The organism is Microbacterium sp. LMC-P-041, assembly GCF_030209555.1.
Taxonomy (GTDB): Bacteria; Actinomycetota; Actinomycetes; order Actinomycetales; family Microbacteriaceae; genus Microbacterium.
In genome coordinates, this window is record NZ_JARVRV010000005.1 from 251,767 (window position 1) to 276,267 (window position 24,501).

Annotated in this window: 27 protein-coding genes and 2 tRNA genes; 15 read left to right on the forward strand and 14 right to left on the reverse strand. The window is 67.9% G+C overall.

Annotated elements, in window-relative coordinates:
* Nucleotides 1–7: 7 nt before the first annotated feature.
* The 6 genes from QRN21_RS11340 (at nucleotide 8) to QRN21_RS11365 (ending at nucleotide 4,666) form a co-directional block, all read left to right on the forward strand.
* Nucleotides 8–1,165: a DNA polymerase III subunit delta' gene (locus tag QRN21_RS11340; protein WP_053097355.1), complete on the forward strand. Its 1,158-nt coding sequence runs from the start codon at nucleotides 8–10 to the stop codon at nucleotides 1,163–1,165.
* Nucleotides 1,162–2,718: an alpha/beta hydrolase gene (locus tag QRN21_RS11345; RefSeq protein WP_285364141.1), complete on the forward strand. Its 1,557-nt coding sequence runs from the start codon at nucleotides 1,162–1,164 to the stop codon at nucleotides 2,716–2,718. Before QRN21_RS11340 ends, QRN21_RS11345 begins: the two co-directional genes overlap by 4 nt.
* 51 nt (nucleotides 2,719–2,769) lie before the next feature.
* Nucleotides 2,770–2,845, forward strand: a tRNA-Thr gene (locus QRN21_RS11350).
* A gap of 86 nt (nucleotides 2,846–2,931) precedes the next feature.
* Complete coding sequence (locus tag QRN21_RS11355) at nucleotides 2,932–3,513, forward strand: isochorismatase family protein (RefSeq protein ID WP_285364142.1); 582 nt, start codon at nucleotides 2,932–2,934, stop codon at nucleotides 3,511–3,513.
* Entirely contained in the window at nucleotides 3,510–4,037 is a 528-nt protein-coding gene (locus QRN21_RS11360; protein ID WP_285364143.1) for a DUF1697 domain-containing protein, read from the forward strand. Before QRN21_RS11355 ends, QRN21_RS11360 begins: the two co-directional genes overlap by 4 nt.
* The gene (locus QRN21_RS11365) at nucleotides 4,034–4,666 is read left to right on the forward strand and encodes a M23 family metallopeptidase (protein ID WP_285364144.1); all 633 of its coding nucleotides are present in this window, start codon (nucleotides 4,034–4,036) and stop codon (nucleotides 4,664–4,666) included. Before QRN21_RS11360 ends, QRN21_RS11365 begins: the two co-directional genes overlap by 4 nt.
* Here the strand turns inward: QRN21_RS11365 and QRN21_RS11370 are convergent.
* Nucleotides 4,616–4,882: a hypothetical protein gene (locus QRN21_RS11370; protein WP_285364145.1), complete on the reverse strand. Its 267-nt coding sequence runs from the start codon at nucleotides 4,880–4,882 to the stop codon at nucleotides 4,616–4,618. The genes QRN21_RS11365 and QRN21_RS11370 overlap by 51 nt on opposite strands.
* A gap of 25 nt (nucleotides 4,883–4,907) precedes the next feature.
* Here QRN21_RS11370 and QRN21_RS11375 point away from each other — a divergent pair, with 25 nt between their 5' ends.
* A complete protein-coding gene (locus tag QRN21_RS11375) occupies nucleotides 4,908–5,429 on the forward strand; it encodes a CGNR zinc finger domain-containing protein (RefSeq protein ID WP_285364146.1) in 522 nt (173 codons plus the stop codon).
* Nucleotides 5,430–5,452: 23 nt separating this feature from the next.
* On the opposite strand, the gene QRN21_RS11380 is transcribed toward QRN21_RS11375, so the two are convergent.
* From QRN21_RS11380 to QRN21_RS11390, 3 genes are all read right to left on the reverse strand, one after another.
* On the reverse strand, nucleotides 5,453–6,001 hold the full coding sequence (locus QRN21_RS11380) for a type 1 glutamine amidotransferase domain-containing protein (protein WP_053097341.1): 549 nt from the start codon (nucleotides 5,999–6,001) through the stop codon (nucleotides 5,453–5,455).
* 108 nt (nucleotides 6,002–6,109) lie between these two features.
* Nucleotides 6,110–6,182 (reverse strand) — tRNA-Lys (locus QRN21_RS11385).
* 131 nt (nucleotides 6,183–6,313) lie between these two features.
* Nucleotides 6,314–6,976, reverse strand: a complete 663-nt coding sequence (locus tag QRN21_RS11390) for a fasciclin domain-containing protein (RefSeq protein ID WP_053097339.1) — start codon at nucleotides 6,974–6,976, stop codon at nucleotides 6,314–6,316.
* 223 nt (nucleotides 6,977–7,199) lie between these two features.
* On the opposite strand from QRN21_RS11390, the gene sigK reads away from it, so the two are divergent.
* The 4 genes from sigK (at nucleotide 7,200) to QRN21_RS11410 (ending at nucleotide 10,354) form a co-directional block, all read left to right on the forward strand.
* Complete coding sequence (gene sigK, locus QRN21_RS11395) at nucleotides 7,200–7,799, forward strand: ECF RNA polymerase sigma factor SigK (protein ID WP_171821930.1); 600 nt, start codon at nucleotides 7,200–7,202, stop codon at nucleotides 7,797–7,799.
* Nucleotides 7,796–8,605: an anti-sigma factor gene (locus QRN21_RS11400; protein ID WP_072591616.1), complete on the forward strand. Its 810-nt coding sequence runs from the start codon at nucleotides 7,796–7,798 to the stop codon at nucleotides 8,603–8,605. Before sigK ends, QRN21_RS11400 begins: the two co-directional genes overlap by 4 nt.
* A 28-nt stretch (nucleotides 8,606–8,633) precedes the next feature.
* The gene (locus tag QRN21_RS11405; RefSeq protein WP_053097335.1) at nucleotides 8,634–9,263 is read left to right on the forward strand and encodes a hypothetical protein; all 630 of its coding nucleotides are present in this window, start codon (nucleotides 8,634–8,636) and stop codon (nucleotides 9,261–9,263) included.
* Nucleotides 9,264–9,469: 206 nt separating this feature from the next.
* Nucleotides 9,470–10,354 (forward strand): aminodeoxychorismate lyase, encoded by an 885-nt coding sequence (locus tag QRN21_RS11410; RefSeq protein ID WP_056279875.1) that lies wholly within the window; start codon nucleotides 9,470–9,472, stop codon nucleotides 10,352–10,354.
* A 145-nt stretch (nucleotides 10,355–10,499) separates the two neighbouring features.
* Here the strand turns inward: QRN21_RS11410 and QRN21_RS11415 are convergent, their stop codons facing one another.
* The 8 genes from QRN21_RS11415 to QRN21_RS11450 form a co-directional block, all read right to left on the reverse strand.
* On the reverse strand, nucleotides 10,500–10,949 hold the full coding sequence (locus QRN21_RS11415; RefSeq protein WP_285364147.1) for a DUF559 domain-containing protein: 450 nt from the start codon (nucleotides 10,947–10,949) through the stop codon (nucleotides 10,500–10,502).
* A gap of 603 nt (nucleotides 10,950–11,552) precedes the next feature.
* Nucleotides 11,553–12,332, reverse strand: a complete 780-nt coding sequence (gene pstB, locus QRN21_RS11420) for a phosphate ABC transporter ATP-binding protein PstB (RefSeq protein WP_045254296.1) — start codon at nucleotides 12,330–12,332, stop codon at nucleotides 11,553–11,555.
* 37 nt (nucleotides 12,333–12,369) lie between these two features.
* Nucleotides 12,370–13,479, reverse strand: a complete 1,110-nt coding sequence (pstA, locus tag QRN21_RS11425; protein WP_053097332.1) for a phosphate ABC transporter permease PstA — start codon at nucleotides 13,477–13,479, stop codon at nucleotides 12,370–12,372.
* Between the two features lies 1 nt (nucleotide 13,480).
* Complete coding sequence (gene pstC / locus QRN21_RS11430; protein WP_053097329.1) at nucleotides 13,481–14,449, reverse strand: phosphate ABC transporter permease subunit PstC; 969 nt, start codon at nucleotides 14,447–14,449, stop codon at nucleotides 13,481–13,483.
* A gap of 129 nt (nucleotides 14,450–14,578) precedes the next feature.
* A complete protein-coding gene (gene pstS / locus QRN21_RS11435) occupies nucleotides 14,579–15,682 on the reverse strand; it encodes a phosphate ABC transporter substrate-binding protein PstS (RefSeq protein ID WP_053097327.1) in 1,104 nt (367 codons plus the stop codon).
* 192 nt (nucleotides 15,683–15,874) lie between these two features.
* Nucleotides 15,875–16,852, reverse strand: a complete 978-nt coding sequence (locus tag QRN21_RS11440; protein ID WP_053097325.1) for an NUDIX hydrolase — start codon at nucleotides 16,850–16,852, stop codon at nucleotides 15,875–15,877.
* Nucleotides 16,849–19,014 carry an RNA degradosome polyphosphate kinase gene (locus QRN21_RS11445; protein ID WP_053097323.1) on the reverse strand — a complete coding sequence of 722 codons (2,166 nt, stop codon included), beginning with the start codon at nucleotides 19,012–19,014 and terminating at the stop codon, nucleotides 16,849–16,851. Before QRN21_RS11445 ends, QRN21_RS11440 begins: the two co-directional genes overlap by 4 nt.
* A 54-nt stretch (nucleotides 19,015–19,068) precedes the next feature.
* On the reverse strand, nucleotides 19,069–19,752 hold the full coding sequence (locus QRN21_RS11450; protein ID WP_053097321.1) for a winged helix-turn-helix transcriptional regulator: 684 nt from the start codon (nucleotides 19,750–19,752) through the stop codon (nucleotides 19,069–19,071).
* Between the two features lie 72 nt (nucleotides 19,753–19,824).
* On the opposite strand from QRN21_RS11450, the gene QRN21_RS11455 reads away from it, so the two are divergent.
* The 3 genes from QRN21_RS11455 to ygfZ all read left to right on the forward strand — a co-directional run bounded on the left by QRN21_RS11455 (nucleotide 19,825) and on the right by ygfZ (nucleotide 22,002).
* Nucleotides 19,825–20,112, forward strand: a complete 288-nt coding sequence (locus QRN21_RS11455) for a hypothetical protein (protein ID WP_053099202.1) — start codon at nucleotides 19,825–19,827, stop codon at nucleotides 20,110–20,112.
* 164 nt (nucleotides 20,113–20,276) lie between these two features.
* A complete protein-coding gene (locus QRN21_RS11460) occupies nucleotides 20,277–20,879 on the forward strand; it encodes a nitrobindin family protein (protein WP_053097319.1) in 603 nt (200 codons plus the stop codon).
* A 1-nt stretch (nucleotide 20,880) separates the two neighbouring features.
* Nucleotides 20,881–22,002 carry a CAF17-like 4Fe-4S cluster assembly/insertion protein YgfZ gene (ygfZ, locus tag QRN21_RS11465; RefSeq protein ID WP_285364148.1) on the forward strand — a complete coding sequence of 374 codons (1,122 nt, stop codon included), beginning with the start codon at nucleotides 20,881–20,883 and terminating at the stop codon, nucleotides 22,000–22,002.
* A 22-nt stretch (nucleotides 22,003–22,024) separates the two neighbouring features.
* Here ygfZ and QRN21_RS11470 read toward each other — a convergent pair whose 3' ends face one another.
* Complete coding sequence (locus QRN21_RS11470) at nucleotides 22,025–22,849, reverse strand: class I SAM-dependent methyltransferase (protein WP_285364149.1); 825 nt, start codon at nucleotides 22,847–22,849, stop codon at nucleotides 22,025–22,027.
* A gap of 60 nt (nucleotides 22,850–22,909) precedes the next feature.
* Between QRN21_RS11470 and QRN21_RS11475 the strand changes: the two genes are divergently transcribed.
* Entirely contained in the window at nucleotides 22,910–23,659 is a 750-nt protein-coding gene (locus tag QRN21_RS11475; protein WP_187250566.1) for a phosphoglyceromutase, read from the forward strand.
* A gap of 61 nt (nucleotides 23,660–23,720) precedes the next feature.
* Here the strand turns inward: QRN21_RS11475 and phoU are convergent, their stop codons facing one another.
* The gene (phoU, locus tag QRN21_RS11480) at nucleotides 23,721–24,419 is read right to left on the reverse strand and encodes a phosphate signaling complex protein PhoU (RefSeq protein ID WP_053097311.1); all 699 of its coding nucleotides are present in this window, start codon (nucleotides 24,417–24,419) and stop codon (nucleotides 23,721–23,723) included.
* Between the last annotated feature and the right edge of the window lie 82 nt (nucleotides 24,420–24,501).

The window sequence follows — 24,501 nt, forward strand, 5'->3', positions numbered from 1 at the left end:
TGAGGGCATGCCCCAGACTGTCGCCGCACCTTTCCCGTGGGCCGACGTGTGGGGGCAGGATGCCGCGGTCGACACGTTGCGCAATGCCGCATCCGATCCGTCCGCGCTCTCGCACGCCTGGCTGATCACGGGTCCTCCCGGGTCGGGACGATCCACCCTCGCGCATGCCTTCGCCGCGGCGCTCGTCGCGGATCACCCGGACGACGAGGCGGCCATGCGTCAGGTCCTCGCGGGAACACATCCCGATGTGACGGCCCTGCGCACCGACAAGGTCATCATCACGATCGCGGAGGCCCGTGCGCTCGTCGAGCGCTCGTACTTCGCGCCCTCTGCGGGCCGCTACCGCGTGATCGTGGTCGAAGATGCCGACCGCATGGTCGAGCGAACCTCCAACGTGCTCCTGAAGGCGCTCGAGGAGCCGCCCGAGCAGACCGTCTGGATCCTCTGCGCGCCGAGCGAAGCCGACCTGCTGCCGACGATCCGCTCCCGCGTCCGCTCGCTGCGACTGCGTGAGCCCGATGTCGCAGACGTGGCACGTCTGATCACCCTCCGCACGGGGGTCGACGAAGCCATCGCCGAGCAGGCCGCCCGCCACGCACAGCGTCACATCGGCATGGCCCAGCGTCTGGCCACCGACGAATCCGCCCGTCGCCGCCGCGACGAGACCCTGAGGTCGGTGCTGGGAGTTCGCGGTGTCAACGACGCCGTCGAGGTCGCCGGGCGCATCATCCAGGCGGCCACGGACGACGCCAAGGCGCTCACTGCCGAGCGCGATGCGGCCGAGCGCGCCTCCCTGCTCCGCACCGTCGGGATCGCCGAGGGGCAGGCTGTCCCGCCCGCCCTGCGAGCGCAGATCTCAGCCCTGGAAGACGATCAGAAGAAGCGCGCGACCCGAAGTCTGCGCGACGGGATCGACAGGGTGCTCACCGATCTCCAGTCGCTGTTCCGTGACGTCGTGATGCTGCAGTTCGGCAGGGACGACGAGCTGATCAACCGTGAGCTTCGTGAGGATCTGGCTGCTCTCGCGGCGGCCTGGCCCGAGACCCGTACTCTTGTCGTACTCGACCACCTTGCCGACACACGCCAGTCGCTGGAGCGCAATGTCGCACCGCTGCTCGCCCTGGAGAGCTTGCTCGTGACTGTCACGAGCGGGAGGACACCGTGAACAATCGACCGACTTCCCGCATCCGACGCGCCGTCGCTGTGATCGCGGGCCTCGCCGCGGCATCGGTCGCACTCTCCGGGTGTCTGTATTCGATGATCCCCGAGCAGGCCGAGCCGAAGCCGTCGACCACCAACGCTCCTGACACGGAGGGCGTTGCCGACGACCTGCTGCCGTTCTACGGGCAGACGCTCACCTGGAGCCAATGCGGCACGGGCTTCGACTGCACCGACGTGACCGCGCCGCTCGACTGGGAGAACCCGGGGGAGGGAGAGATCACCCTCTCCGTCGTGCGCCACCAGGCGACGGGAACGACTCAGGGCTCGCTGCTGACCAACCCGGGCGGTCCCGGCGCCAGTGGAGTCGAACTCATCCGCGACAGCCTCGACTTCGCCGTCGGAGCCGCCCTCATCGAGAACTACGACGTGATCGGCTTCGATCCCCGCGGCGTCGGCGAATCGACGGCCGTGACGTGCTTCGATGCTGCGGGCATGGACGACTACCTCTACTCGATCCCCGCGGGCAAGCGCGGGAGCGCCGAGTGGGAGGCGGAGCTCCTCGATGCGCACAAGGAGTTCGCAGACGCGTGCGAGGCGAACAGCGGCGGCATCCTGCCGTACGTGACGACGATCAACGCGGCGCGTGACATGGATCTGATCCGTGCGGTGCTGGGCGACAAGCAGCTCAACTACCTGGGCTACTCGTACGGCACCTTCCTCGGTGCGACGTACGCCGACCTCTACCCCGACAAGGCGGGTCGCCTCGTGCTCGACGGCGCGATCGACCCTGCCGTCTCGGGCCTCGATGTCGGCGCGACCCAGGCGCTCGGATTCGAGTCGGCCCTTCGCGCCTACATGCAGGACTGCCTCGACTCGGGGGAGTGCCCGTTCACCGGCACGGTCGACGAGGCGATGGCCGACCTCGGTGCGCTGCTGGCGAGTGTCGACGCCGCTCCGCTCGAGAACGGCGACGGACGCATGCTCGGCGCGGACTCGCTGATGACCGGCATCATCGCGGCACTGTACTCGGCGGACAGCTGGCAGTACCTCACCCAGGCCCTCGACGAGGCGCTGCAGGGCGACCCGACGACGGCGTTCTTCCTCGCCGACTTCTACAACGGTCGCGAGAACGGCACGTACCTCGACAACTCGAGCGAGGCGTTCCGCGCGTACAACTGCATGGACTACCCGGTCGAGGACGATCCTGCCGCCGAGGCGGCGACCGAGAAGAAGATCGCGGACGGAGCTCCGACCATCGCTCCGTACTGGAACGGACCCGACTCCTGCTCGGTGTGGCCTTATCCGCCGACCGGCACCCGGGGCGAGATCAACGCCGAGGGCGCGGGCCCCATCCTCGTGGTCGGCACGACCAATGACCCGGCGACCCCGTACGAGTGGTCCGAGTCGCTCGCTCAGCAGCTCGAAGAGGGCGTGCTGATCACCCGCGTGGGCGAAGGGCACACCGGATACAACAAGGGCAGCAGCTGCGTCGACAGCACTGTGGAGGCCTTCCTGCTCGACGACGTGGTGCCCGAGAGCGACGTCCGCTGCGAGTGATGTCGGCTCGATTCGCGGTGCGGCTCCGGAACGGGTAATATCGATGATCGCGCCGCTTTAGCTCAGTCGGCAGAGCATTTCACTCGTAATGAAAAGGTCGTCAGTTCGATTCTGACAAGCGGCTCCAGCAGGCCCCGTGATGTGAACAACATCCCGGGGCCTTTTGGTTTCCCGGGGTTGGGCGGGCGCGCGGGGGCGGCGTACCCTCGGATCATGAGCAGAGCGCTTCTAATCGTCGATGTCCAGAACGACTTCACCGAGGGCGGGGCGCTGGCCGTGGCGGGCGGCGACGACGTGGCATCCGCGGTATCGGACTTCCTCGCCCTGCATGCATCGGAGTACGACGTCATCGTCGCCTCACGCGATTGGCACGACGCCGAGGGCGACAACGGCGGCCACTTCGGGGAGGTTCCGGATTTCGTCGACACCTGGCCCGTGCACTGCGTCGCGGGCACGCCGGGTGCGGATTACGATCCCCTGCTGGTGACGGATGCCGTCACGCACCATGTGCACAAAGGGCAGGGTCGCCCGGCATACTCGATGTTCGAGGGCGCGACCGAGTCGGGGGAGACGGTCGGAGCGATCCTCACCACCGCCGGGGTCATCACGGCCGACGTCGTCGGCATCGCCACAGACCACTGTGTGCGCGCCTCCGCTCTCGATGCGATCGCACACGGAGTTCGCGTCCGGATCCTCACCGACCTGATCGCGGGTGTCGCGCCGGAGCCGAGCACGGCAGCCCTCGCAGAGCTCGCACACGCAGGCGCCGAGCTCATCGCGAGCGACGCTGCGTGACCCGCAGTGTCCTGCTCCTGCGAGCCGTCAACGTCTCGGGCCGCAACAGGGTGCCGATGGCGCGGCTGCGCGAACTGATCGCGCCCGAGCTGGGGGAGGTCTCGACCTACATCGCGAGCGGCAACATCATCTGCCAGCAGCCGAGTGACCCGCGATCGGTCTGCGCCGACGTGCGCGCGATGATCGCGACCGAGTTCGGCGTCGATACGCCCGTCGTCCATCGCACGCACGACCAGCTCGTGCAGTCGCACGCGAAGCAGCCGTTCCCCGGGGCATCCGAGAATCTGCTGCACGCCATGTTCCTCGAGGGCCCCGCGTCGGCAGGTGCGGTCGACGCGCTGCGGGAGCGGCTCGTGCCGGGGGAGCGGATAGCGCTCGTCGACGACGATCTGTGGATCGACTACGCCGAGGGCGGCGTGCACACCACGAAGCTCACCAAGGCGGTGCTCGATAGGCTGCTCGGCGTCGCCGGCACGGCACGCAATGCGCGTACCGTGCGCAAGCTCATCGAGCTGACGGAATGACCCCCTCGGAGACGGTGGTGCTGTCCCTGCCCTTCACGGGGCGATGGCTGGTGCAGAACAGCCCGGCGTCCCGCGTTCCGAGCCACGGCACCACGCTGTTCGGCAGCTCGTATGCGATCGACTTCGTCCCAGTGGGCGCGGACGGGCGCAGCGCGCCGCGCACGATCCGGAGCCTGCTCGGTACCGAGAGCCCGGAGGGTTTCGTCGGTTTCGGCCGCTCGATCCTCTCGCCGGTGTCGGGCGAGGTCGTCCGTGTCCATGACGGCGAGGTCGACCACGTCGCGCGTCGTTCGGTGGGTGCCCTTCTCGGATACGCCCTCACGCAGCCCTCGCGTGTGCGTCGGGGCGCGGGGGCTGTCGCCGGCAACCACGTCGCCGTCAGATGCGACAGGGGGCTGGTACTGCTGGCGCACCTGCGTGCGGGCAGCGTGACCGTGCGGGTCGGCGATCTCGTCGTTCCGGGTGATCGGATCGGCGACTGCGGAAACTCCGGCAACAGCACCGAGCCCCACCTGCATCTGCAGGTGTCTGACACGCTGGAGCGGGATGCGCGCGGCATCCCGATGGCCTTCCAGCGGTCAGGGCAGCAGCCGTGGATGCCGCACGACGGAGACATCGTCACGGTCTGATATCTCGTCTCGGCGGGTCCGGGCGAACTCGGCGCTGAGGGCCGTCGCCGGCCGCTGCGGGTGCGTCTCGAGATCGACGCGATGCGTGCCGCACTCAGCGCAGCGGACGTACACGACGACGCCCTCGCTGGTCGGATGCCGGGAGTCCGCGGTCCAGGCGTGCTCGTGGATTCTCGCTGTCTGGTGAGGGATCGGCAGAGTGTGCAGGGAGGTCATGACTTCAGCGTGATGTAATGGCCTTATGCATCTCAACCCTTACGGAGAATACGCGGTGCTTCTCGCGGCATCCCTCGCCGACGACTTCCCCGCCGACCGTCCGGGCATCGAGCAGCGCACACTCGAGATGGGGATGACGATGACGTTCCCACCCGCGGCGGACGACCGCGCACGCGTGAGAGAAGTGGTCGACGACTGGTTGACGATCGTCGACGCACGGGACCCGGACGCCCGCGCGGAGATCCTCAACGCGCAGATGGCCCAGGCGGCGGCCTACCCTCGCCTCACGAACCACGACGGCGAAGGCTGGCACCTGCACTACCGCGACGACGTCCAGTCTCTGCCCTACGTTCTCCGTGCGATCTTCGCCGTCGGAACCTCGCTGCACCTGGTCACCCGCGGCATGGATCGACTCGGGCGCTGCGAGGCCTCGCCCTGCACGAACGTGGTCGTCGATGTGACGCGCAACGGCCGCCAGCGGTTCTGCTCGGTGCGCTGTGCGAACAGAGCGGCGGTCCGGCGTCACCGGGCGCGCGCGGGCGCCTGACACCGGACCGCCCGGTGCTCAGATCACGCGGTCTGCTCGGCGTGCTTGCCTTCAGCGACCTCTTCGATCAGCTTCGCGTTGAACGCGGGAAGGTCGTCGGGCGTGCGGCTCGAGACGAGCCCCGCATCGACCACGACCTCCTCGTCGACCCAGGTGGCTCCGGCATTGCGGAGGTCGGTCGCGAGGCTCGGGTAGCTGGTCAGCGTCCGTCCGTCGACCACGCCGGCCTCGATCAGGATCCAGGCGCCGTGGCAGATGACGGCGACGGGCTTGTGCTGCTCGAAGAACGAGCGCGCGAGGTCGATGGATGCCTTGTCGAGCCGCAGGTGGTCGGCGTTCACGACACCGCCCGGAAGCACGAGAGCGTCGAACTCGTCGGCCGTGGCCTTCTCGGAGGTGAGGTCGACGTGCTGCACGTGACCGTTCTTGCCGGTGATCTGCTGTCCGTCCGGTGCGATGAGCGTGGCGCTCGCGCCCTCGCCCTGCACTGCTTCCCACGGACTGGTCAGCTCGCTGTCCTCGAATCCGTCTGTCGCGAGGAATGCCACTCGGCTGTCGGTGAGAGTCGCCATGATGCGTCCTTTCGTGGGGTGGATGTCCCGGATGGGGATGCCACGACTCTCTCGCAGGACGCGGATGCGGTGAAGGGGGTGGCCGGATCCGGCCGACGGTGATAACGGTGGGCCCCGTGGGGCTCGAACCCACGACCCGCGGATTAAAAGTCCGATGCTCTGCCAACTGAGCTAGAGGCCCGCCCCTCCAGTCTAGGGCGCAAAGAAGGAGCCGCTGACGACGATGTCGTCAGCGGCTCCTTGCACCATCCCACCGACCTCCCCCGAGAGGTGAGATGGCTTACCGAGTGTCCGCCTCGGCGTTCCCGGGCCTTACTCGGCCGGGGGCATCAGAACCGTGTCCACGAGGTACACGGTGGCGTTCGCGGTCTGGACTCCACCGCAGATGACGGTCGCGTCGTTGACCATCAGGTCGTCGCCGCTGCCGGTGACCTCGACGTCTGCACCCTGCACGGTGGCGTGCGTTCCGACGATCTCATCGGGGGTCAGCTGTCCGGGGATCACGTGGTAGGTCAGAATCGAGCTCAGCGTGGCGCTGTCCGTCTTGAGAGCCTCGATGGTGGCCGGGTCGATCTTCGCGAAGGCGTCATCGACCGGAGCGAAGACGGTGAACTCGTCGCCGTTGAGCGTGTCGACGAGGTTGACGTCGGGGTTCAGCTGTCCGCTGACTGCCGCCACCAGCGTGGTGAGCAGCGGGTTGTTCGATGCGGCGGTGGCGACCGGGTCGAGAGCCATGCCCTCGACGGAGCCTGCGCCGTCCGGCACAGCCTCTGCGTATGCGGCGCAGCCGGGGCCGACCAGGTTGGCGGCCGGGTCCATCGTCTCGGTCTCGGGAGCCATCGTCTCGGACGACTCGGGGGCCGTCGACTCTGCCGGCTCTTCGGTGGTGCCGCCCATGGAACATGCGGAGAGCAGGAATGCGCTCGCAAGGCCGAGGGTGATGGCTGCGGTGACCTTCTTCTTGGTGCTGAACATCTCAAGCTCCTTCAGAACACTGCCACGGCCTCTCCGTGGCGTTGACAGTCGTTCGGAGCCCCGTCGGGATCGGATGGGAGAAATCGCAAAGTTTTTTTCGAGTCGTCGAATCCAATCCGTTCCGGGGGTCGGCCGCGAACATCATTCGACGAACCGCACTTAAGAGGACTCATTTCCGTCACTTTCGGGTGGCGGCTGCACGGGAAAGCGGGGTGGATGCGGCATGCTGTTAGAGATGGTCATCGACGGAATGGACGTACCGGAAGACGGTACGGCTCGGGATGCTGTCGCTGACCTGCTTCTGCGCATCGGCGACGGTGACCAGCGTGCGTTCGCGGAGCTCTACGACAGTCTGTCGTCTCGCGTCTTCGGCCTCATCCTCAGGGTTCTCGTCAATCGCTCGCAGAGCGAAGAGGTGCTTCAGGAAGTCTTCTTGGAGATCTGGCAATCCGCTACGAAGTTCGCTCCGAACAAGGGACAGGGAAGAACCTGGGTGATGACGATCGCGCACCGTCGTGCGGTCGACCGGGTTCGGGCGTCCCAGTCCAGTGCGGACCGAGACGTGCGAGCCGGGTTCAGGGATATCGGAGTCGCGCACGACAGTGTCGCGGAGACGGTGGAGCTGGGCATCGAGGGCGAGAAGGTCGTTCACGCACTCTCGGGCCTTCCTGAGGCTCAGCGCGAAGCTCTCGTCCTGGCCTACTACGGCGGTTACAGTCAAAACGAAGTGGCAGTGCTCGTCGGGGCACCGCTGGGGACGATCAAGACACGGATGCGAGATGGGCTCTCGCGTCTGAGGACAGCTATGGGGGTGACGGCATGAACGAGCAGGAATTCGCAGAACTCGCGGCAGGAGCGGCACTCGACGCGCTGTCGCCCGACGACCAGCAGCGCTATCACGCCGCTCTCGCAGCGCATCCCGAGTGGCAGAGCATCGTCGATGCGGATGCCGACAGCGCAGGATTCCTCGCCGACGGCGCAGCTCCGGTGGTTCCGTCGCCCGACATCCGCGCGACGCTGCTCGCACGGATCGCGGAGACACCGCAGAACGGCGACATCGTGTTCGCCGATTCGACCCCTGACGCCCTGGCGGACGAGACGTCGGATGCCGCGCCTGCGGAGGACTCCGCTCCGACCGCTCTCGGTGGGGAAGCCGCGCCGAAGGCTCCGGCACACCGCCTCCGCTTCCTCTTCGCGCTCGCCGCGTGCCTCGCACTGCTCGTCGGTGTGGGAGCGGGCGCTGTCGCGATCAACACGTACATCAACCGTCCGGCCAGCGTCGTCGCTCTCGAGGACATCCAGTCGGCCGATGATGCTCAGCAGGCCAGCGTCTCTCTCGAGAGCGGTGGCACCGCGACCGCGCACTGGTCGGCGTCTCTCGGCAAGTCCGTGCTCGTGACCGACGGCATCCCGTCGCTCGCCGAGGGGGAGACCTACGAGCTCTGGTACGTCCGAGGCGACACCCCGGTGCCGGCAGGCGTGTTCGCGGCCGAAGACGGCGAAGCGACGGCAGTGCTCGCCGGAGAGATGCAGGCGGGCGACGTGATCGCGGTCACGGTGGAGCAGGACGGCGGTTCGCCCTCCGGCCTGCCGACGACCGACCCCGTCGTCGTGATTCCGACAGCCTGACCTCCCGGATCGCGCGTACCCTGGACTGATGCCTGAGCAGTTCTCCCGTCCGGTGCGCCGGCCCACCAGCGCCTTCGACAACATCGTCGGCAGTCACGATCCCGCCGAGGAGACGCGCATCGCGCACGCGACGGCATCCGCTCTGCTGACCCGTGTCCGTGCCGACGAGAGCGGTGTGAGCGCTGACAGACTCGTCGCCTTCACCGATGAGCACGGCATCGACGAGATCGCCGAGCTCTGGTCGAAGGCACCGTCCCGCACCCTGCCGGGCGCCCTCTGGCGGCTCTACATCCTGCAGCTGGCGATCCACGGCGACCCGCAGACCGCTGCCCTGCTCTACGAGCGCGGCAGGGTGGAACTGGCGTCGGTGGATGCCGTGATCGCCGGGGCGCCGGTGCCGGCGAACCCCGATGAGCTCGTCGCGCTGATCGACACGATCCTCCGTGGCGCGTTCCGGGGGGACTTCGCGGTCGCCCTGGACCGGGCGGCGGCGTTCTGCCGGGTCCAGGCCTCGGGAGCGACGCACACAGCGGACGATTACGAGCCGACCGAGCCGTCGCGCGCCAGTGAGCTCACCACCCGCGCCCTGCGGCTGAGCAGCTATGCGCAGGATCTGTCGGCCTCCGCTGTGCTGTGGCGTTCCGGAGCCCTCGCCTGAGCGGATGCGTCCGGGTGAGTGCGCGCCCTCGCGGACTCGCGACGGGCACAACCCCGGCCCGGGCATGAGAAGACCGGGCCGCAAAAACGCCTCTCGGCGGAAGGCCGCTCGCGGCGGCAAAAATTGGAGCCCGGGGTTATGCGGCCCGGCCACTCCATTGTAACAAGATCATGCTGCAGCTATTCCCGGGGCCCTAGGCTCGGATCATGACACGGCGCTTTGCTCTGATGATCGATCCTGCGGCGGCTGACGTCGACCGTTCCGACTTCGCAGAGACTTTCACTCTCGTCGATGCGGCCGCTCCCGCGCTCAGCGTGGGGGAGCTGAGCACGCAGCGCGGCGACGGAGTGTTCGAGTCGATCGGCGTGATCGACGGTCATGCGCAGGAGGTCGTGCCGCATCTCGAGCGGTTGGCTCACTCGGCGCAGCTGTGCGATCTGCCGCTTCCCAACCAGGCGCAGTGGCACCAGGCGATCGAGCGGGCCGCCGCACACTGCGAGCAGGGCGAGTACGTCATCAAGCTCATCCTCAGCCGAGGCGTCGAGCACGGCCCCACGCCGACGGCCTGGGTAACGGCGGCGCCGGCATCCGACTTCTCGACTGTGCGGGAACAGGGCATCCGCGTCGTCACCCTCGACCGCGGATACGACCTCGACGTTGCCGAGAAAGCACCGTGGCTGCTGCTGGGCGCCAAGACGCTCTCCTACGCCGTGAACATGGCGGCGCTTCGCGAGGCGCATCGACGAGGAGCCGACGACGCCATCTTCCTGTCGCGTGACGGCTTCGTGCTCGAGGCGCCGACCGCGTCGCTGATCCTGCGTGTCGGGGATCGCTTCGTGACACCGGCCCCGAACGGCGGCATCCTGCACGGCACGACGCAGCTGAGCGTCTACGACTACCTGGCCGGGAAGGGGCTCGTCGCAGAATACAGCCGAGTGCCGGCATCCGACCTTCCCCGGGCTGATGCCGCATGGCTGGTCTCGAGCGTCCGCCTCGCCGCCCCGATCACCGCCGTCGACGGAGTCGACATCCCGGTCGATCACGCCCTGACGGCCGAGCTGAACGACTACCTCCTCTCGCCCCGCGACTGAGGTGCCGTCCGCTTGGCCCGACCGCCCGCTACGGGCACAACTTCGGAGCTCTCGACCGACCCGCCGCGCGCAGTCACCCGGATCGGCGCGTCGTCGACCGGCATCCGAAGTTGTGCCCGTAAATGGGGCGCCGATCCGAGAATGATCAGGGCCTGAGCGCCATCATTCCGACAATCGCTCGCTCGACGAGATCCCAGTCATGTATGACCATCGCATAGTCGAACCGAAGTGTGGCGTGCCCCCACGCGGCGGCCGTGGCGTCCCGGGTGAGATCGCGGTGTCGATGCGACTGTCCCTCATGATTCGCCTTGCCATCCGTCTCGATGAGAAGCCAATCATCGATCATGAGATCGACGATGCCGCTCGCGACGAACCGCACTTGGCAGCGGACGAACCATCCGTACTTGCGGAGTCGCAGCCGAACGAGTGACTCCAGGCCGCTGTCGGCATCCGCGCGGGAGAAGTCGATCAGGTCTCGTCCAAAGGCATCGACGTGCAGCCGCAGCCATCGCAGCCCATCGCCGTCGATCAGGCCGAGGCGGCGCGCGGACTCGAGCGCGACGAAGAACGCCTCGCCGCCGCGGCAGTGGAGCATCTGCAGCAGTATCCGAGGTGCCGAAGGGAGCCCGAACGTTCGCGAGGAAGCGCCTGAATCCCAATGACGGATGCAGGTGCACTCACGGCTGACGCCTGGGTGATGGTGTCTGTCTGCGCGAAGCCAGACGTGCAGAGCTGGATCCTCGAGAACCCAGATGCCGAGGTGCCGTGCTGCGCTGGCGCATCCCAGAGAGCCTCCATGCTCAGCAGCCTCGACGGCGCTCGCGCAGGCCGTGTCGGCAGCGTAGACCCCCCGTCGGATTCGACGGAGCTGCCCGCGCCGCACGCGAGCGTCGAGAGCCCGGCGTGAGCTTCTCGCCCGAAGGTCGCGCCAGGTCCAGATCTCGATCGATGATGAGCTGCACATCAGAGGAGCATCCGCGATCCCGATGCTCGTTCTCGACCATGATGCCGGCATCTGTGGACGCAATTCGTCCTGGCTCGTCTCTGCAGGATGAGTGCCGCGGTCTGGCCCCGGGCACCGATTCGGACTAAAACGACGAAACGCCGTGGGACCAGAGGGTCGCACGGCGTTTCGGACCAGCAGCTCCGAAGCTGTGCCCGCGAAGAACGGGCGCCCGGTCGAAGCTGAGGCGGATGCTTATCCGAAGCGACCCGAGACGTAGTCCTCGGTGGCCTGGACAGACGGAGTGGTGAACATCGTGCGGGTGTCGTCGTACTCGATGAGCTTGCCCGGCTTGCCGGTGCCCGCGATGTTGAAGAACGCCGTCTTGTCGGACACGCGGCTCGCCTGCTGCATGTTGTGCGTCACGATGACGACCGTGTACTGGGTCTTGATCTCGGCGATGAGCTCCTCGATCGCGAAGGTCGAGATCGGGTCGAGCGCCGAGCAGGGCTCGTCCATGAGGATCACGTCGGGGGAGACGGCGATGGCACGCGCGATGCAGAGACGCTGCTGCTGACCGCCGGACAGGCCGGAGCCCGGGCGGTCGAGGCGGTCCTTGACCTCGTTCCAGAGGTTCGCCCCACGCAGCGACTTCTCGACCAGGGCATCCTGGTCGCTCTTGGCCATGCGCGTGTTGTTGAGCTTGACGCCCGCGAGCACATTCTCCTTGATCGACATGGTCGGGAACGGGTTCGGGCGCTGGAAGACCATGCCGACCTGGCGGCGCACGAGCACGGGGTCGACCCCGGTGCCGTAGAGGTTCTTGCCGTCGATCAGCACCTCGCCCTCGACGCGCGCGCCGGGGATGACCTCATGCATGCGGTTCAGGGTGCGCAGGAACGTGGACTTGCCGCAGCCCGAGGGGCCGATGAAGGCCGTGACGGTGTTGGGCTTGATGTCGATGCTGACGCCTTCGACCGCGAGGAAGTCGCTGTAGTAGACGTTGAGGTCGTTGACTTCGATGCTCTTGGACACGTGAAATCCTTCTTCTTCTTCAGTCGGGTATGACGGCTCAGCGGCCGTTGATCTTGGGGGCGAACACCTTGGCGATGACGCGAGCCAGGAGGTTCAGCACCATCACGATGACGATCAGGGTGAGGGCGGCTGCCCAGGCCCGCTCGAGGTAGGCATCGACGGGGATGCCGGGGTATTTGGCCTGCATGTACGAGAACACCGGCAGTGTGGCCATCTGGCCGCTGAACATGTTGAGGTTCATGCCCTGCACGATTCCGACGGTGAGCAGCAGCGGGGCGGTCTCGCCGATCACTCGGGAGATGGCCAGCATGATGCTCGTCAGGATCCCGGCGATCGCGGTGGGCAGCACGACCTTGAGGATGGTGAGCCACTTCGGCACGCCGAGTGCGTAGGCCGCCTCGCGGAGCTCGTTCGGCACGATGCGCAGCAGCTCTTCCGAGCCGCGCACGACGACCGGGATCATCAGCACCGAGAGCGCGAGCGAACCCATGATGCCCATTCGCGTGCCCGGTCCGACGATGATCGAGAAGACCGAGTAGATGAAGAGACCGGCGACGATCGACGGGATGCCGGTCATGACGTCGACGAGGAAGGTGATGCCGCGAGCGAGCTTGCGGCCTTCGCCGTACTCGACGAGGTAGATCGAGGTCATCAGACCGATCGGCACCGAGATGATCGTCGCGCCGAGGGTGATGAGCAGTGTGCCCCAGATGGCGTGCACCGCGCCGCCGCCCTCGCCGACGATGTTGCGCATCGAGAAGCTGAAGAACTCTCCGTCGAACCGCATGAGGCCGTTGACGACCACGGTGTAGAGCAGCGAGATCAGGGGCAGGAGCGCGACCACGAAGGCGCCGGAGACCAGCGCCGTCATGAGACGGTCGATCGCGTGGCGACGGCTCTCGACCACGGTGGAGATCACCATGATGAGCACCATGTAGAACAGCAGGCCGACGACGAGCGTCAGAGCGATGTTGAAGTCGGCGGGGTCGTTGCCCACGTTCATGAAGGCGAAGATCGTCGCCGACACGACGAATGCGACCAGCAGCAGTGCCCAGGGGGCCCACTTGGGCAGGTGGCCGGCCGAGGTGATGTGCGTCGGGGCGACGACGGACGCGGGCGACGGTGAGGGCGTGAGAGTGGCGGTCATGTCAGTTGGCTCCCGAGAACTCGGCGCGGCGCGAGACGATCCAGCGGGCCACGAAGTTGACCGCGAAGGTGACGATGAAGAGGATCAGACCCGCGGCGATCAGCGTGTTGACGCCTTCGTCGTGGGCCTCGGGGAACCGCAGCGCGATGATCGCAGGGATCGTCGTGGGGTTCTCCGGGTTGATCAGGTTGAAGGTGACGATGCCGAGCGGCGAGAGCACGAGGGTCACTGCCATCGTCTCGCCGAGTGCGCGACCGAGACCGAGCATCGCGCCCGACACCATTCCGCTGCGTGCGAAGGGGAGCACGGCCATCCGGACCATCTCCCAGCGCGTGGCTCCCAGCGCGAGGGCCGCCTCTTCGTGAAGCTTCGGCGTCTGCAGGAAGACCTCGCGGCAGATCGCGGTCATGATCGGCAGGATCATCACCGCGAGCACCAGGGAGGCGGTGAGGATCGTCTTGCCGGTTCCGGAGGGCGTTCCGCTGAAGAGCGGGATGAAGCCGAGGTTCGTGTTCAGCCACTTGTAGAAGGGCACGAGCATCGGCGCGAAGGTGAGCGCTCCCCAGAGGCCGAAGACGACCGAGGGCACGGCGGCCAGCAGGTCGATGATGTAGCCGAGGACGCCGGCGAGGCGGCGAGGGGCGTAGTGCGAGATGAAGAGCGCGATGCCGATGGCGATCGGGGCGGCGATGACGAGGGCGATGAAGCTCGACCACAGCGTTCCGAAGACGAACGGCCACACCCACGACAGGAACGACTGCCCTTCGAGGATGTGGTTGTTGGAGGTGTCGGACGACAGTGCGGGGATCGCCTGCACGATGAGGAAGACGGCCACCGCGGCGAGGGTGACGAGGATGATGATTCCCGCCGCCAGCGCGGTGCCCGAGAAGACGAGGTCGCCGCGGCGGCGGGGAGCGGTGCGCGTCCCGGTGGAACGGGTGGTATCGGGACCCGTTGAGGTTGTGGTCATCGGAGCGACTCCAGGCTCTGAGGGACGTTCGGGGTTTTCATGCGGGTGCCCCCGCGGTGTCGGTCGAGTCCTACGACCGACACCACGGGGGCGTCGGGACCGGGGCTCAGCGGTGTGCTGAGCCGTCGATCACTCCGTGACGATCGCGTCGATCGCCGTGTTGATCTGCTCGCGCAGGCTGTCCGAGATCGGGGCGCTGCCCGCGGCCTCTGCTGCAGCGTCCTGGCCCTCGGCCGATGCGACGTACTGGAAGTACGCCTTCACGAGACCGGCGGTCTCGGCGTCGTCGTACTCGACGCAGCCGATGAGGTACGAGACGAGTGCGATCGGGTACGAGCCGGCGGGCGCTGCGGCCGGGTCGACGGCGTACGCGAGGTCGTGGTCGGAGCGCCCCTCCTCGAGCGGGGATGCCTCGACGAGCGCTGCGGCTGCCTCGGCGGAGTACGCGACGTACTCGCCCTCGACCTCGACGGCGACCTGGCCCAGGTCAGCGGTGCGTGATGCGTCGGCGAAGCCGATGTAGCCGACACCGTTGGTGATCGCGTCGACGACGCCCGAGGTGCCGTCGCCGGCCTCACCGGTCGACAGCGGCCACTCGTCGCTGGCCTCGTAGGTCCACACGTCGGGGGCGACGGCGCTGAGGTACTTGGTGAAGGTCTCCTGCGTGCCCGACGCGTCTGCGCGGTGCACGGGGACGATCGCCTGGTCGGGAAGCTCCACGCCCTCGTTCTGCGAGGCGATGGCGGCGTCGTTCCAGTTGGTGATGGCGCCGGAGAAGATCTTCGCGATGGTCTGGCCGTCGAGGTTCAGCTCGTCGATGCCCTCGAGGTTGAACGCGACGGCGACGGGCGAGATGTAGACGGGGATCTCGACGATGTCGTCGGAGGTGCACGAGCCGAAGCCGCCTGCGGCGAGCTCGTCGGCGTCGAACGCGCGGTCGGAGCCGATGAAGTTCGAGGAGCCGGCGATGAAGTTCTCGCGGCCGGTGCCCGAACCGGTGGCGGTGTAGTTCACCGTCGTGTCGGGGTTGGCGGTCTGGAATGCGGCGACCCAGGACTGCTGCGCGGCCTCCTGCGAGGAGGCGCCGGTGGCCTCGATCGTGCCGGAGAGCGTGGACTCGCTCGGGGCGTCGGTGGAGCCGCCGGTTCCGCCTTCGTTCGCGGCACAGCCGGCGAGTGCGAGAGCGGCAACGGCGCCGACGGCGCCGATACGTGCGATTCGGGAGATCTTCACTGTGGATCCTTCGATCTTTGATGGGTGGGGCCCGGTGCAGGGCACACAGTGACGCTATGTGCGGCGGTTAACGAGACTCTCCCGCGCAGGTGAACGGGAGGTGAACGGCACGCGTCTCTCTGGGGCATGCGAAAGGCCGCACCCGGAACCGGGTGCGGCCTTCCCACGGCTCGCGGCGCGAGACGGACGGTGTCACGCCTTGGGGATGTGCGTCTCGATCGCGATGATCCCCGACCCCGGATTCGACGCCGAGAGGTGGACGACCGAGAAGGCGGCCGGTTCGAGGTCGGCTGCGCTGCTCACGTACGAGCCGCGGACGGTGCCGGTCGCCAGCGCGATCTCCGTCAGGATTCCGGGGAGGACCGGGCCATGGCTGCACAGCACGGCGGGCTTGCCGGAGCGCACGCGCCGGCCGACCACGGAACGCAGATCGTCGTCACCGTCCTCCCACGCATCCTGACTGATCTTCGGGGTGGTGACGGTCTTGCGGTCGAGGGCTTTCGCGAGGGGCGCCACGGTCTGCATGCAGCGCACGGCATCGCTCGTGATGATCTTGCGCACACCGAAGGCCCGCAGCGGACCGACGATCGACTTCGCCTGCTGCTCGCCGCGGTCTGTCAGAGGCCGTGCGGCATCCGCCCCGTCCCAGTCCGAGCGCGAAAGCGCCTTCGCATGACGCAGAGCGATGATCGGGAAGGTGCGCAGCACGCCGTCGTCGACGAGCTGCGTGAAGAAGTCGAGGATCTCGATGTCGACGGGGTAGCTCAGCCGGGCGCGGGCCTTCTTGACGCTCACCCATTCGAGGGCGGCGATCTCGCGATTGGGCACGAAGGTCGAGGCGCGGATCGCGTCGGCCGTCGCCTCGGCCGCCCAGTAGTGCACGACCTTCTGCTTGCTCGACGGCAGGTGGTATCGACTGACGCCGACGGGCACGCCGAGGGAGACGCGGATGCCGGTCTCCTCATGCACCTCGCGCACCGCGGTCTCGGCGAGCATCTCGCCGGGATCCACCTTGCCCTTGGGGAGCGTGACATCGCGGTACTTCGTGCGATGGATCAGGAGGATGCGCAGCTTGCCGTCGATGAGCCTCCACACGACCGCGCCGGCCGCATACACGGCTTTGTCCGTCCATTTCGACCGTGCGGTCTGGGTGCTCGTGTGCGCGCTCATCGAACCGCCCGTGCTCGACGACGCCGCTGGATCAACCCCATGGTCTTGTCCTGCAGGTCGACGAGGGGCTTGCCTGCGGCATCCTCGGCGTGGCGGGTCCAGACGCCGTCGGCTCCGAGGTGCCACGACGTGGTTCCCGGGTCCATGGCGAGATCGAAGAAATCGAGCAGATCCTTCATGTGGACGGGGTCGGTGACGCGCACCAGCGCCTCGACGCGGCGGTCGAGGTTGCGATGCATCATGTCGGCGCTGCCGATGTAGACCTGGGCGTCGCCGTCGTTGTGGAATGCGAAGATGCGCGAGTGCTCGAGGTACCGGCCGAGGATGCTGCGGACGGTGATGTTGTCGCTGATGCCCTCGAGGTCGGTGCGCAGGCTGCAGATCCCACGGACCCACACGTCGACCTTCACGCCGGCGGCGCTGGCGCGGTACAGAGCGTCGATGACCTCTTCGTCGACCATCGAGTTCACCTTGATGCGGATGCCGGCGGGCTTGCCGTCCTCGGCATTGCGGCGCTCGTGGTCGATCTGGCGCACCAGTCCCTTGCGCAGGTGAAGCGGCGCCACGAGGAGGCGCTTGAACTTCTTCTCGATCGCGTAGCCGCTGAGCTCGTTGAACAGACGCGTGAGGTCCTTGCCCACCTGGGCGTCGGTGGTGAACAGCCCGAAGTCCTCGTAGATGCGGCTGGTCTTCGGGTTGTAGTTGCCCGTGCCGATGTGCGAGTAGTGGCGCAGCACGCCGTCCTCCTCGCGGATGACGAGGGCGAGCTTGCAGTGGGTCTTGAGTCCGACGAGGCCGTAGACGACGTGGACTCCCGCCTTCTCGAGCTTGCGCGCCCAGACGATGTTGTTGGCCTCGTCGAAGCGGGCCTTGACCTCGACCAGCGCCAGCACCTGCTTGCCGGACTCGGCGGCGTTGATCAGCGCCTCGACGATCGGGCTGTCACCCGAGGTGCGATAGAGCGTCTGCTTGATGGCCAGCACGTGCGGGTCGCGCGCCGCCTGCTCGAGGAACGCCACGACGCTGGTGGTGAACGACTCGTACGGGTGGTGCACGAGCACGTCCGACTTGCGGATCGCCTTGAAGATGTCGGCCCGCGTGTTGCTGCCGGTGGGCTGGAAGGCGACCGCGGTGGTGGGCAGATGCGGCGGGTAGCGGAGATCGGGTCGGTCGATGCGCGACAGGTCGAACAGGCCGCGCAGATCGAGCGGCCCGGGCAGGCGGTAGATCTCCTGGTCGGTGATCTCGAGCTCGCGCACGAGGAGGTCCATCGTGACCTCGTCCATGTCGTCCGTGATCTCGAGGCGGATGGGCGGGCCGAAGCGGCGCCGCAGCAGCTCGGCCTCGAGCGCCTGGATGAGGTTCTCGCTCTCGTCCTCCTCGATCTCCACGTCCTCGTTGCGGGTCAGGCGGAAGGCGTGGTGATCGAGGACCTCCATACCGGGGAAGAGGTCGCCGAGGTGGTTGGCGATCAGTTCCTCGAGCGTCAGGAAGCGCTTGATCTCGCCGGTTCCGGGCACCTCGACGAAGCGGGGAAGCATGGGCGGCACCTTGAGGCGGGCGAACTCCTGGCGGCCGGTGCGGGCGTTGCGGATGCGGATGGCGAGGTTGAGCGACAGTCCCGAGATGTACGGGAAGGGGTGCGCGGGGTCGACCGCGAGCGGCATGAGGACGGGGAAGACCTGCGCGCCGAAGTACTCGGAGAGCTTGGACCGCTCGTCGTCGCTGAGCTCGGACCATTCGGTGATCTCGATGCCGGATTCGGCGAGAGCCGGTCGCACCAGCGACTTCCACGCGTCGGCGTGGCGCAGCTGCAGCGCGTGCGCCTCGCGAGCGATGTCGGCGAGGGCGTCGGCGGGGGAGCGGCCGATGTTGGTGGGCACGGCCAGGCCGGTCACGATGCGACGCTTGAGCCCGGCGACGCGGACCATGAAGAACTCATCGAGGTTGCTCGCGAAGATGGCGAGGAAGTTCGCGCGCTCGAGTTCGGGGAGCGAGGGATCCTCCGCCAGCTCGAGCACGCGCTGGTTGAACGCGAGCCAGCTCAGCTCACGATCGAGGTAGCGGTGGTCGGGGAGGAGCGCGTCCGGGGACTCGATGGCATCGAAGTCGTCATCTTCAGCGTCACCGAGACCTGCGTCGGCGAGTGCGGGATCGATCATGGGGTACATCTAAGCACCGTGAGGTGTCGCGCGCGTGAACTGACCTCTCGTGCGTCAGCGCGCAGCGGCGACCGGCTCCTCGTCGTAGACGTTGAATCGGTAGCCGACGTTGCGCACCGTGCCGATGATCTGCTCCTGGTCGCCCAGCTTCGCCCGCAGTCGGCGGACGTGCACGTCGACCGTTCTGGTGCCGCCGAAGTAGTCGTATCCCCACACCTCGCTGAGCAGCTGCTCGCGGGTGAACACGCGAGAGGGGTGCGTGGCGAGGAAGTGCAGCAGCTGGAACTCCTTGTAGGTGAGGTCCAACGGGCGTCCGCGGAGCTTCGCCGAATAGGACTGCTCGTCGATCGTGACGCCCGACGCCTGTACGCGGGTCGGTTCGGCGACCTCGTCACGGCGTGCGAGTGCGAGCCTGACCCGCGCGTCGGTCTCGGCCGGCCCCGCAGTCGACAGCAGCACGTCGTCGATGCCCCACTCGCCCGAGAGGGCGCTCATGCCGCCCTCGGTGACGACGAGCAGCAGCGGGGCGTCCTGCCCTGTGGCCCGCAGCAGGCGGCAGAGGGACTTCGCCCCGACGAGATCGAGACGACCGTCGACGATCACGATGTCGTACTCGGGGGCGCTCACGAGTTGGGCGGGCTCGGCCGGGATCTGACGCACTCGATGGCTGAGGAGCTCGAGTGCGGGCAGGACCTGCTCCGAGACCGGAGCATTGGTCAACACCAGGACCTGGGCCACACGCACTCCTTCCGGACGGCGGGGTACGCCGTGCCGCAATGATACCGGGCGCTGATGGGTGACAATGGAGTCATGACGGATCCAGCGCTCGCACCGCGTAATGCTTTCGTCGGCGTGCTCATCGTCTGGGCCGTCGCCTTGGTGGCCGCTGTCGGCGTGGGCATCTTCGTCGCCGAGGAGTGGCGGGTGCCGTGGCTGCTCGTCGCGTTCGGCGCGATCGTGCTCCTCTCCTTCGCCGTGCAGCTGCAGTACGGGCGCACACAGGGCTTCATCTTCCGTGTGGGCGCCAGCACGATCGGTGCGCTGCTGCTGATGGGCGTGATCTCCGTCGGCTTCGGCCTGGCCGCACTCCTCACCTGATCCGCAGACGAGACACCGGGTCTACCGCAGGGTAAAGTGGTGGCCATGGACCTCATGGCGCTCGAACTCTTCTTCATCGGCCTCCTGGGCCTGGCGAGCCTCGCGATCGCCTTCGTCTCGGTCGTCGTGCTGAGAAACCTCTTCCGCGGCCAGCGCTGAGCATCGTGCTCGAGCTCCCCACCGATCTCCCCGCCGACCTCGCGCCGCTCTCGTGGCTCATCGGCGTCTGGGAGGGAACCGGCGTCATCGACTATCCGGTCGGCGACGAGCGTCTACAGGGTGAGTTCACGCATCGCGTGAGCTTCAGCCACGACGGCGGTCCGTTCCTCAACTACTCGGCCACTGCGACGTTCACCGGCGACGACCAGGCGGTCTCCCTCCCGCTCGTCGCCGAGACCGGTTTCTGGAGACTCAGCCGTCCGGCCACCGCCGCCGATCCCGGCCCCGGGCTGCTGCCGCCGCTGACCGAGCCGGTCACGCGCGGCGTCGACGACGTCGAGCAACTGCGCGCGGCATCGGGCGGATTCCCGATCGAGGTCTCTCTTGCACACGCCGACGGGACGCTCGAGCTCTACCTCGGCGAGATCAACGGTCCGCGCATCGACATCGCCTCCGACGCGATCGTCCGCGGTGCGGGTGCCAAGGAGTACGGCGCCGCGACGCGCATGTACGGACTCGTCGACAACCACCTGCTCTGGGCCTGGGACATCGCGGCTCTCGGCACTCCTATGCGGGCGCACGCGTCGGCACGATTGGCCAAGGTCTGACATGACCGGTTTCTCCGGCATCCCCGGCGCGGTGACCGGCGACAGCGGGATCGCCCACTTCGGCGACGCGTTCCGTGAGCAGCGTCGCCTCGCCTCAGGCGGGGCGATCGTGCCGCTCGACGACCGGACGGTCATCGAGGTCGCGGGACCGGAACGACTCGGTTGGTTGGATTCCATCACCTCGCAGTCCGTCGGCCGGCTCGCGCCCGGCGAGAGCACCGAGATGCTCGTGCTCGACCCTCAGGGGCGCGTCGAGCACGCCGCCGGCGTCCTCGACGACGGGGCATCGACCTGGCTCATCGCGGATGCCGGCGACGCCGAGGCGTTGGCGACCTGGCTGACGCGGATGAAGTTCCGCACACAGGCCACCGTCGCGGTGCGTCCCGATCTCGCGCTGCTCGGCTTCGTCGACGGAGGAGGGGCGGCTGAGCATGCGGCAGCTGCGGCATCCGCTCCTGCAGGCGCACCGCTGATCTGGACCGATCCGTGGCAGCGCGTGAGCGCGGGCGGTCACCAGTACGCCGAGGTCCTCGATCACCCGGGTGCAGACCTCGCCTGGAAAGTCGCCATCGCGACCGCCGAGGCAGCAGATGCGCTGGCAGCGACGCTCTCACCGGAAGAGGTCGCCGGACTCCTCGCCGCCGAGGCACTGCGCATCGCCGCCTGGCGACCGCGGTGGTCGGCCGAGGTCGACGAGCGCTCGCTGCCGCACGAGTCCGACTGGATCCGCACCGCCGTGCACCTCAACAAGGGCTGCTACCGCGGACAGGAGACCGTCGCGAAGGTCCACAACCTGGGTCACCCGCCGCGCAGGCTCGCGGCACTGCACCTCGACGGCAGCGAGGCCGTGCTGCCCGCGGTCGGCGATGCGGTGCTCGCGGGCGACGACGAGGTCGGTCACATCACGTCGGTCGCCCGGCACCATGAAGACGGACCCATCGCGCTCGCGATCCTGTCGCGTCGCACGCCGGTCGGCGATCTCGTCGTCCGCGCCGAGGGGGCCGACATCGCCGCGACGCAGCAGGTGATCGTGCCGGCGGATGCCGGTGCCACGGCCGACATCCCTCGTATCACCCGACTGTCCCGACGGCCGAGCGCACCGGATCCGCGCCAGGCGGGCTGACTCGCGGGGCGAGCAGTGCCCTTCACGGGAGCGGCGCGACCGCATCCCAGGGGAGCGTGAGCTCACCGAGTCGCCACCGGCTCTTGACGCCGAGCACGGGCCAGCCCTGATCGCGCAGAGCGGCGACCGCGCCCAGGAATCTCTGCGTCGCTCCGAAGGCCGACAACGGCGCCGCACGGCTCCACTCGCGATCGAGGTCGACGAGCAGGGCGTGCACGCGCTCGCCGGGCACGTTGCGGTGGATCAGCGCTTTCGGCAGCCGCTCCGCGACGATGCTCGGATGCTCGAGATCCGCGAGACGCAGCGAGATCGTGAACCGGAGCGGCGATCCGGTCGGGTCGACGTCGACCCAGCTCGACACCCGACCGATCTCGTCGCAGGTGCCCTCGACGAGCAGACCCTCGGGAGCGAGGCGCCCGGCCATCGTGCTCCAGGCCGCGGCGACATCGGACTCGTCGTACTGGCGGAGCACGTTCATCGCGCGGATCACCGCGGGGCGCCGCCCGGCAGGCAGAGGCACCTCGAATCCACCGCGGGCGAAGGAGACGCGCAGATCGGGCGAGAAGGCGGTGTTCCCTGCCTGCACCTCGACCAGCTGCTGAGTCGCGGTCGCGACTCTGACCGGATCGATCTCGAGGCCGCGCACCTCGGCATCCGCTCGCACGCGCTGCAGTCGGGTGGCGAGCTCGAAGGCGGTCACCCCGCTGGCGCCGTAGCCGAGGTCGATGACGAGCGGATCCGCGGCGCGGCGGAACGCGGGGCTCACCGCGATCCAGCGGTCGTTGCGGCGCAGCCTGTTCGTCCCGGTGGTGCCGCGGGTCGGCCGACCGAGGGGAGATGACGCCATGCGTCAATCCTCGCAGGGCATGGGCGTGGACGCGTCCGGCTGCGCCGATAAACTGGGGCCATGACTTCGAAGCGCACCCTGATCCTGCTCCGTCACGGCCGGAGCGAGTGGAACGAACTGAACCTCTTCACCGGATGGGTGGACGTCCGCCTGAACGAGCAGGGCCGGAACGAGGCCCGCCGAGGCGGCGAGCTCCTGGCCGAGGCGGGCATCCTGCCCGACGTGCTGCACACCTCGCTGCTCAGCCGTGCGATCCAGACCGCGAACATCGCGCTCGACGCGGCCGACCGCCTGTGGATCCCGGTCACGCGCTCGTGGCGCCTCAACGAGCGTCACTACGGCGCTCTGCAGGGCAAGGACAAGGCGCAGACGCTCGAGGAGTTCGGCCCGGAGCAGTTCCAGCTGTGGCGCCGTTCGTTCGACGTGCCGCCGCCCGTGCTCGACGACGACAGCGAGTTCAGCCAGGTGAATGACGTGCGCTACGCCGACATCGACGGCGAGGTGCCGCGGACGGAGTCGCTGAAGCTCGTCATCGATCGCCTGCTGCCGTACTGGGACGACGCGATCGTCCCCGACCTCGAAGCAGGCAAGACGGTCCTCGTCACCGCGCACGGCAACTCGCTGCGCGGCCTCGTGAAGCACCTCGAGGGCATCAGCGACGATGACATCGCCGAGCTGAACATCCCCACCGGCATCCCGCTCGTGTACGAGCTCGATGAGAACAACGTCCCCACCGGTCCCGGCCGCTACCTCGACCCCGAGGCTGCCGCCGCCGGTGCTGCCGCCGTGGCAGCGCAGGGCAAGAAGTAACACCGCAGACGAAGGGGGCGGATGCTGACAGCATCCGCCCCCTTCGTCGTGTCATCGGCGCTCAGGCGTGGCCGAGCTCCTGCTGCTGCTCGACCGCGAGGGCGATGTCCTCCTCCTCGATGCGCCAGTCGCCGGTCGCCAGGTAGATGACCTTCTTGGCGACCGCGACCGCGTGGTCTGCGAAGCGCTCGTGGTAGCGGCTGGCGAGCGTCGCGTCGACCGTCGCCGTGGCCTCGCCCTTCCAGTTGTCGCTGAGCACCTTCTCGAAGACGCTGGCGTGCAGCTCGTCGATGTCGTCGTCGGTGTTGCGGATGGTGTCGGCCAGCTTCAGGTCCTGGGTTCGCAGCAGCTCGGAGAGCGTGCGCGAGATCTCGACGTCCAGCTCGCCCATCTTCGTGAAGGTGCCCTTGAGGCCCTTCGGGATCGCGCGCTCGGGGAAGCGCAGGCGCGCGAGCTGGGCGATGTGCTCGGACATGTCGCCCATGCGCTCGAGCGAGGCGCTCACGCGCAGCGCGGTGACGACGACGCGCAGGTCTCGCGCGACCGGCTGCTGGCGGGCCAGGATCTCGATGGCCTGCTCGTCGAGCGCCACGGCCAGCGCATCGATCTTGGCGTCATCGGCGATGACCTCTTCGGCCAGCTCGACATCGCTCGTGGCGAAGGAGCGGGTGGCCTTGTCGATGGAGACCGTGACGAGGTCGGCGATCTCCACGAGCTGGGACTGCAGGTCCTCGAGGGACTGATGGAAGACTTCGCGCATGTCGGCGCAACCTTTCGTTCGGGTCTCGGCTGTGGTGTCAACGCGAGACGGCCGGGCCGCTCGCACGAGAGGAGAGCACAGC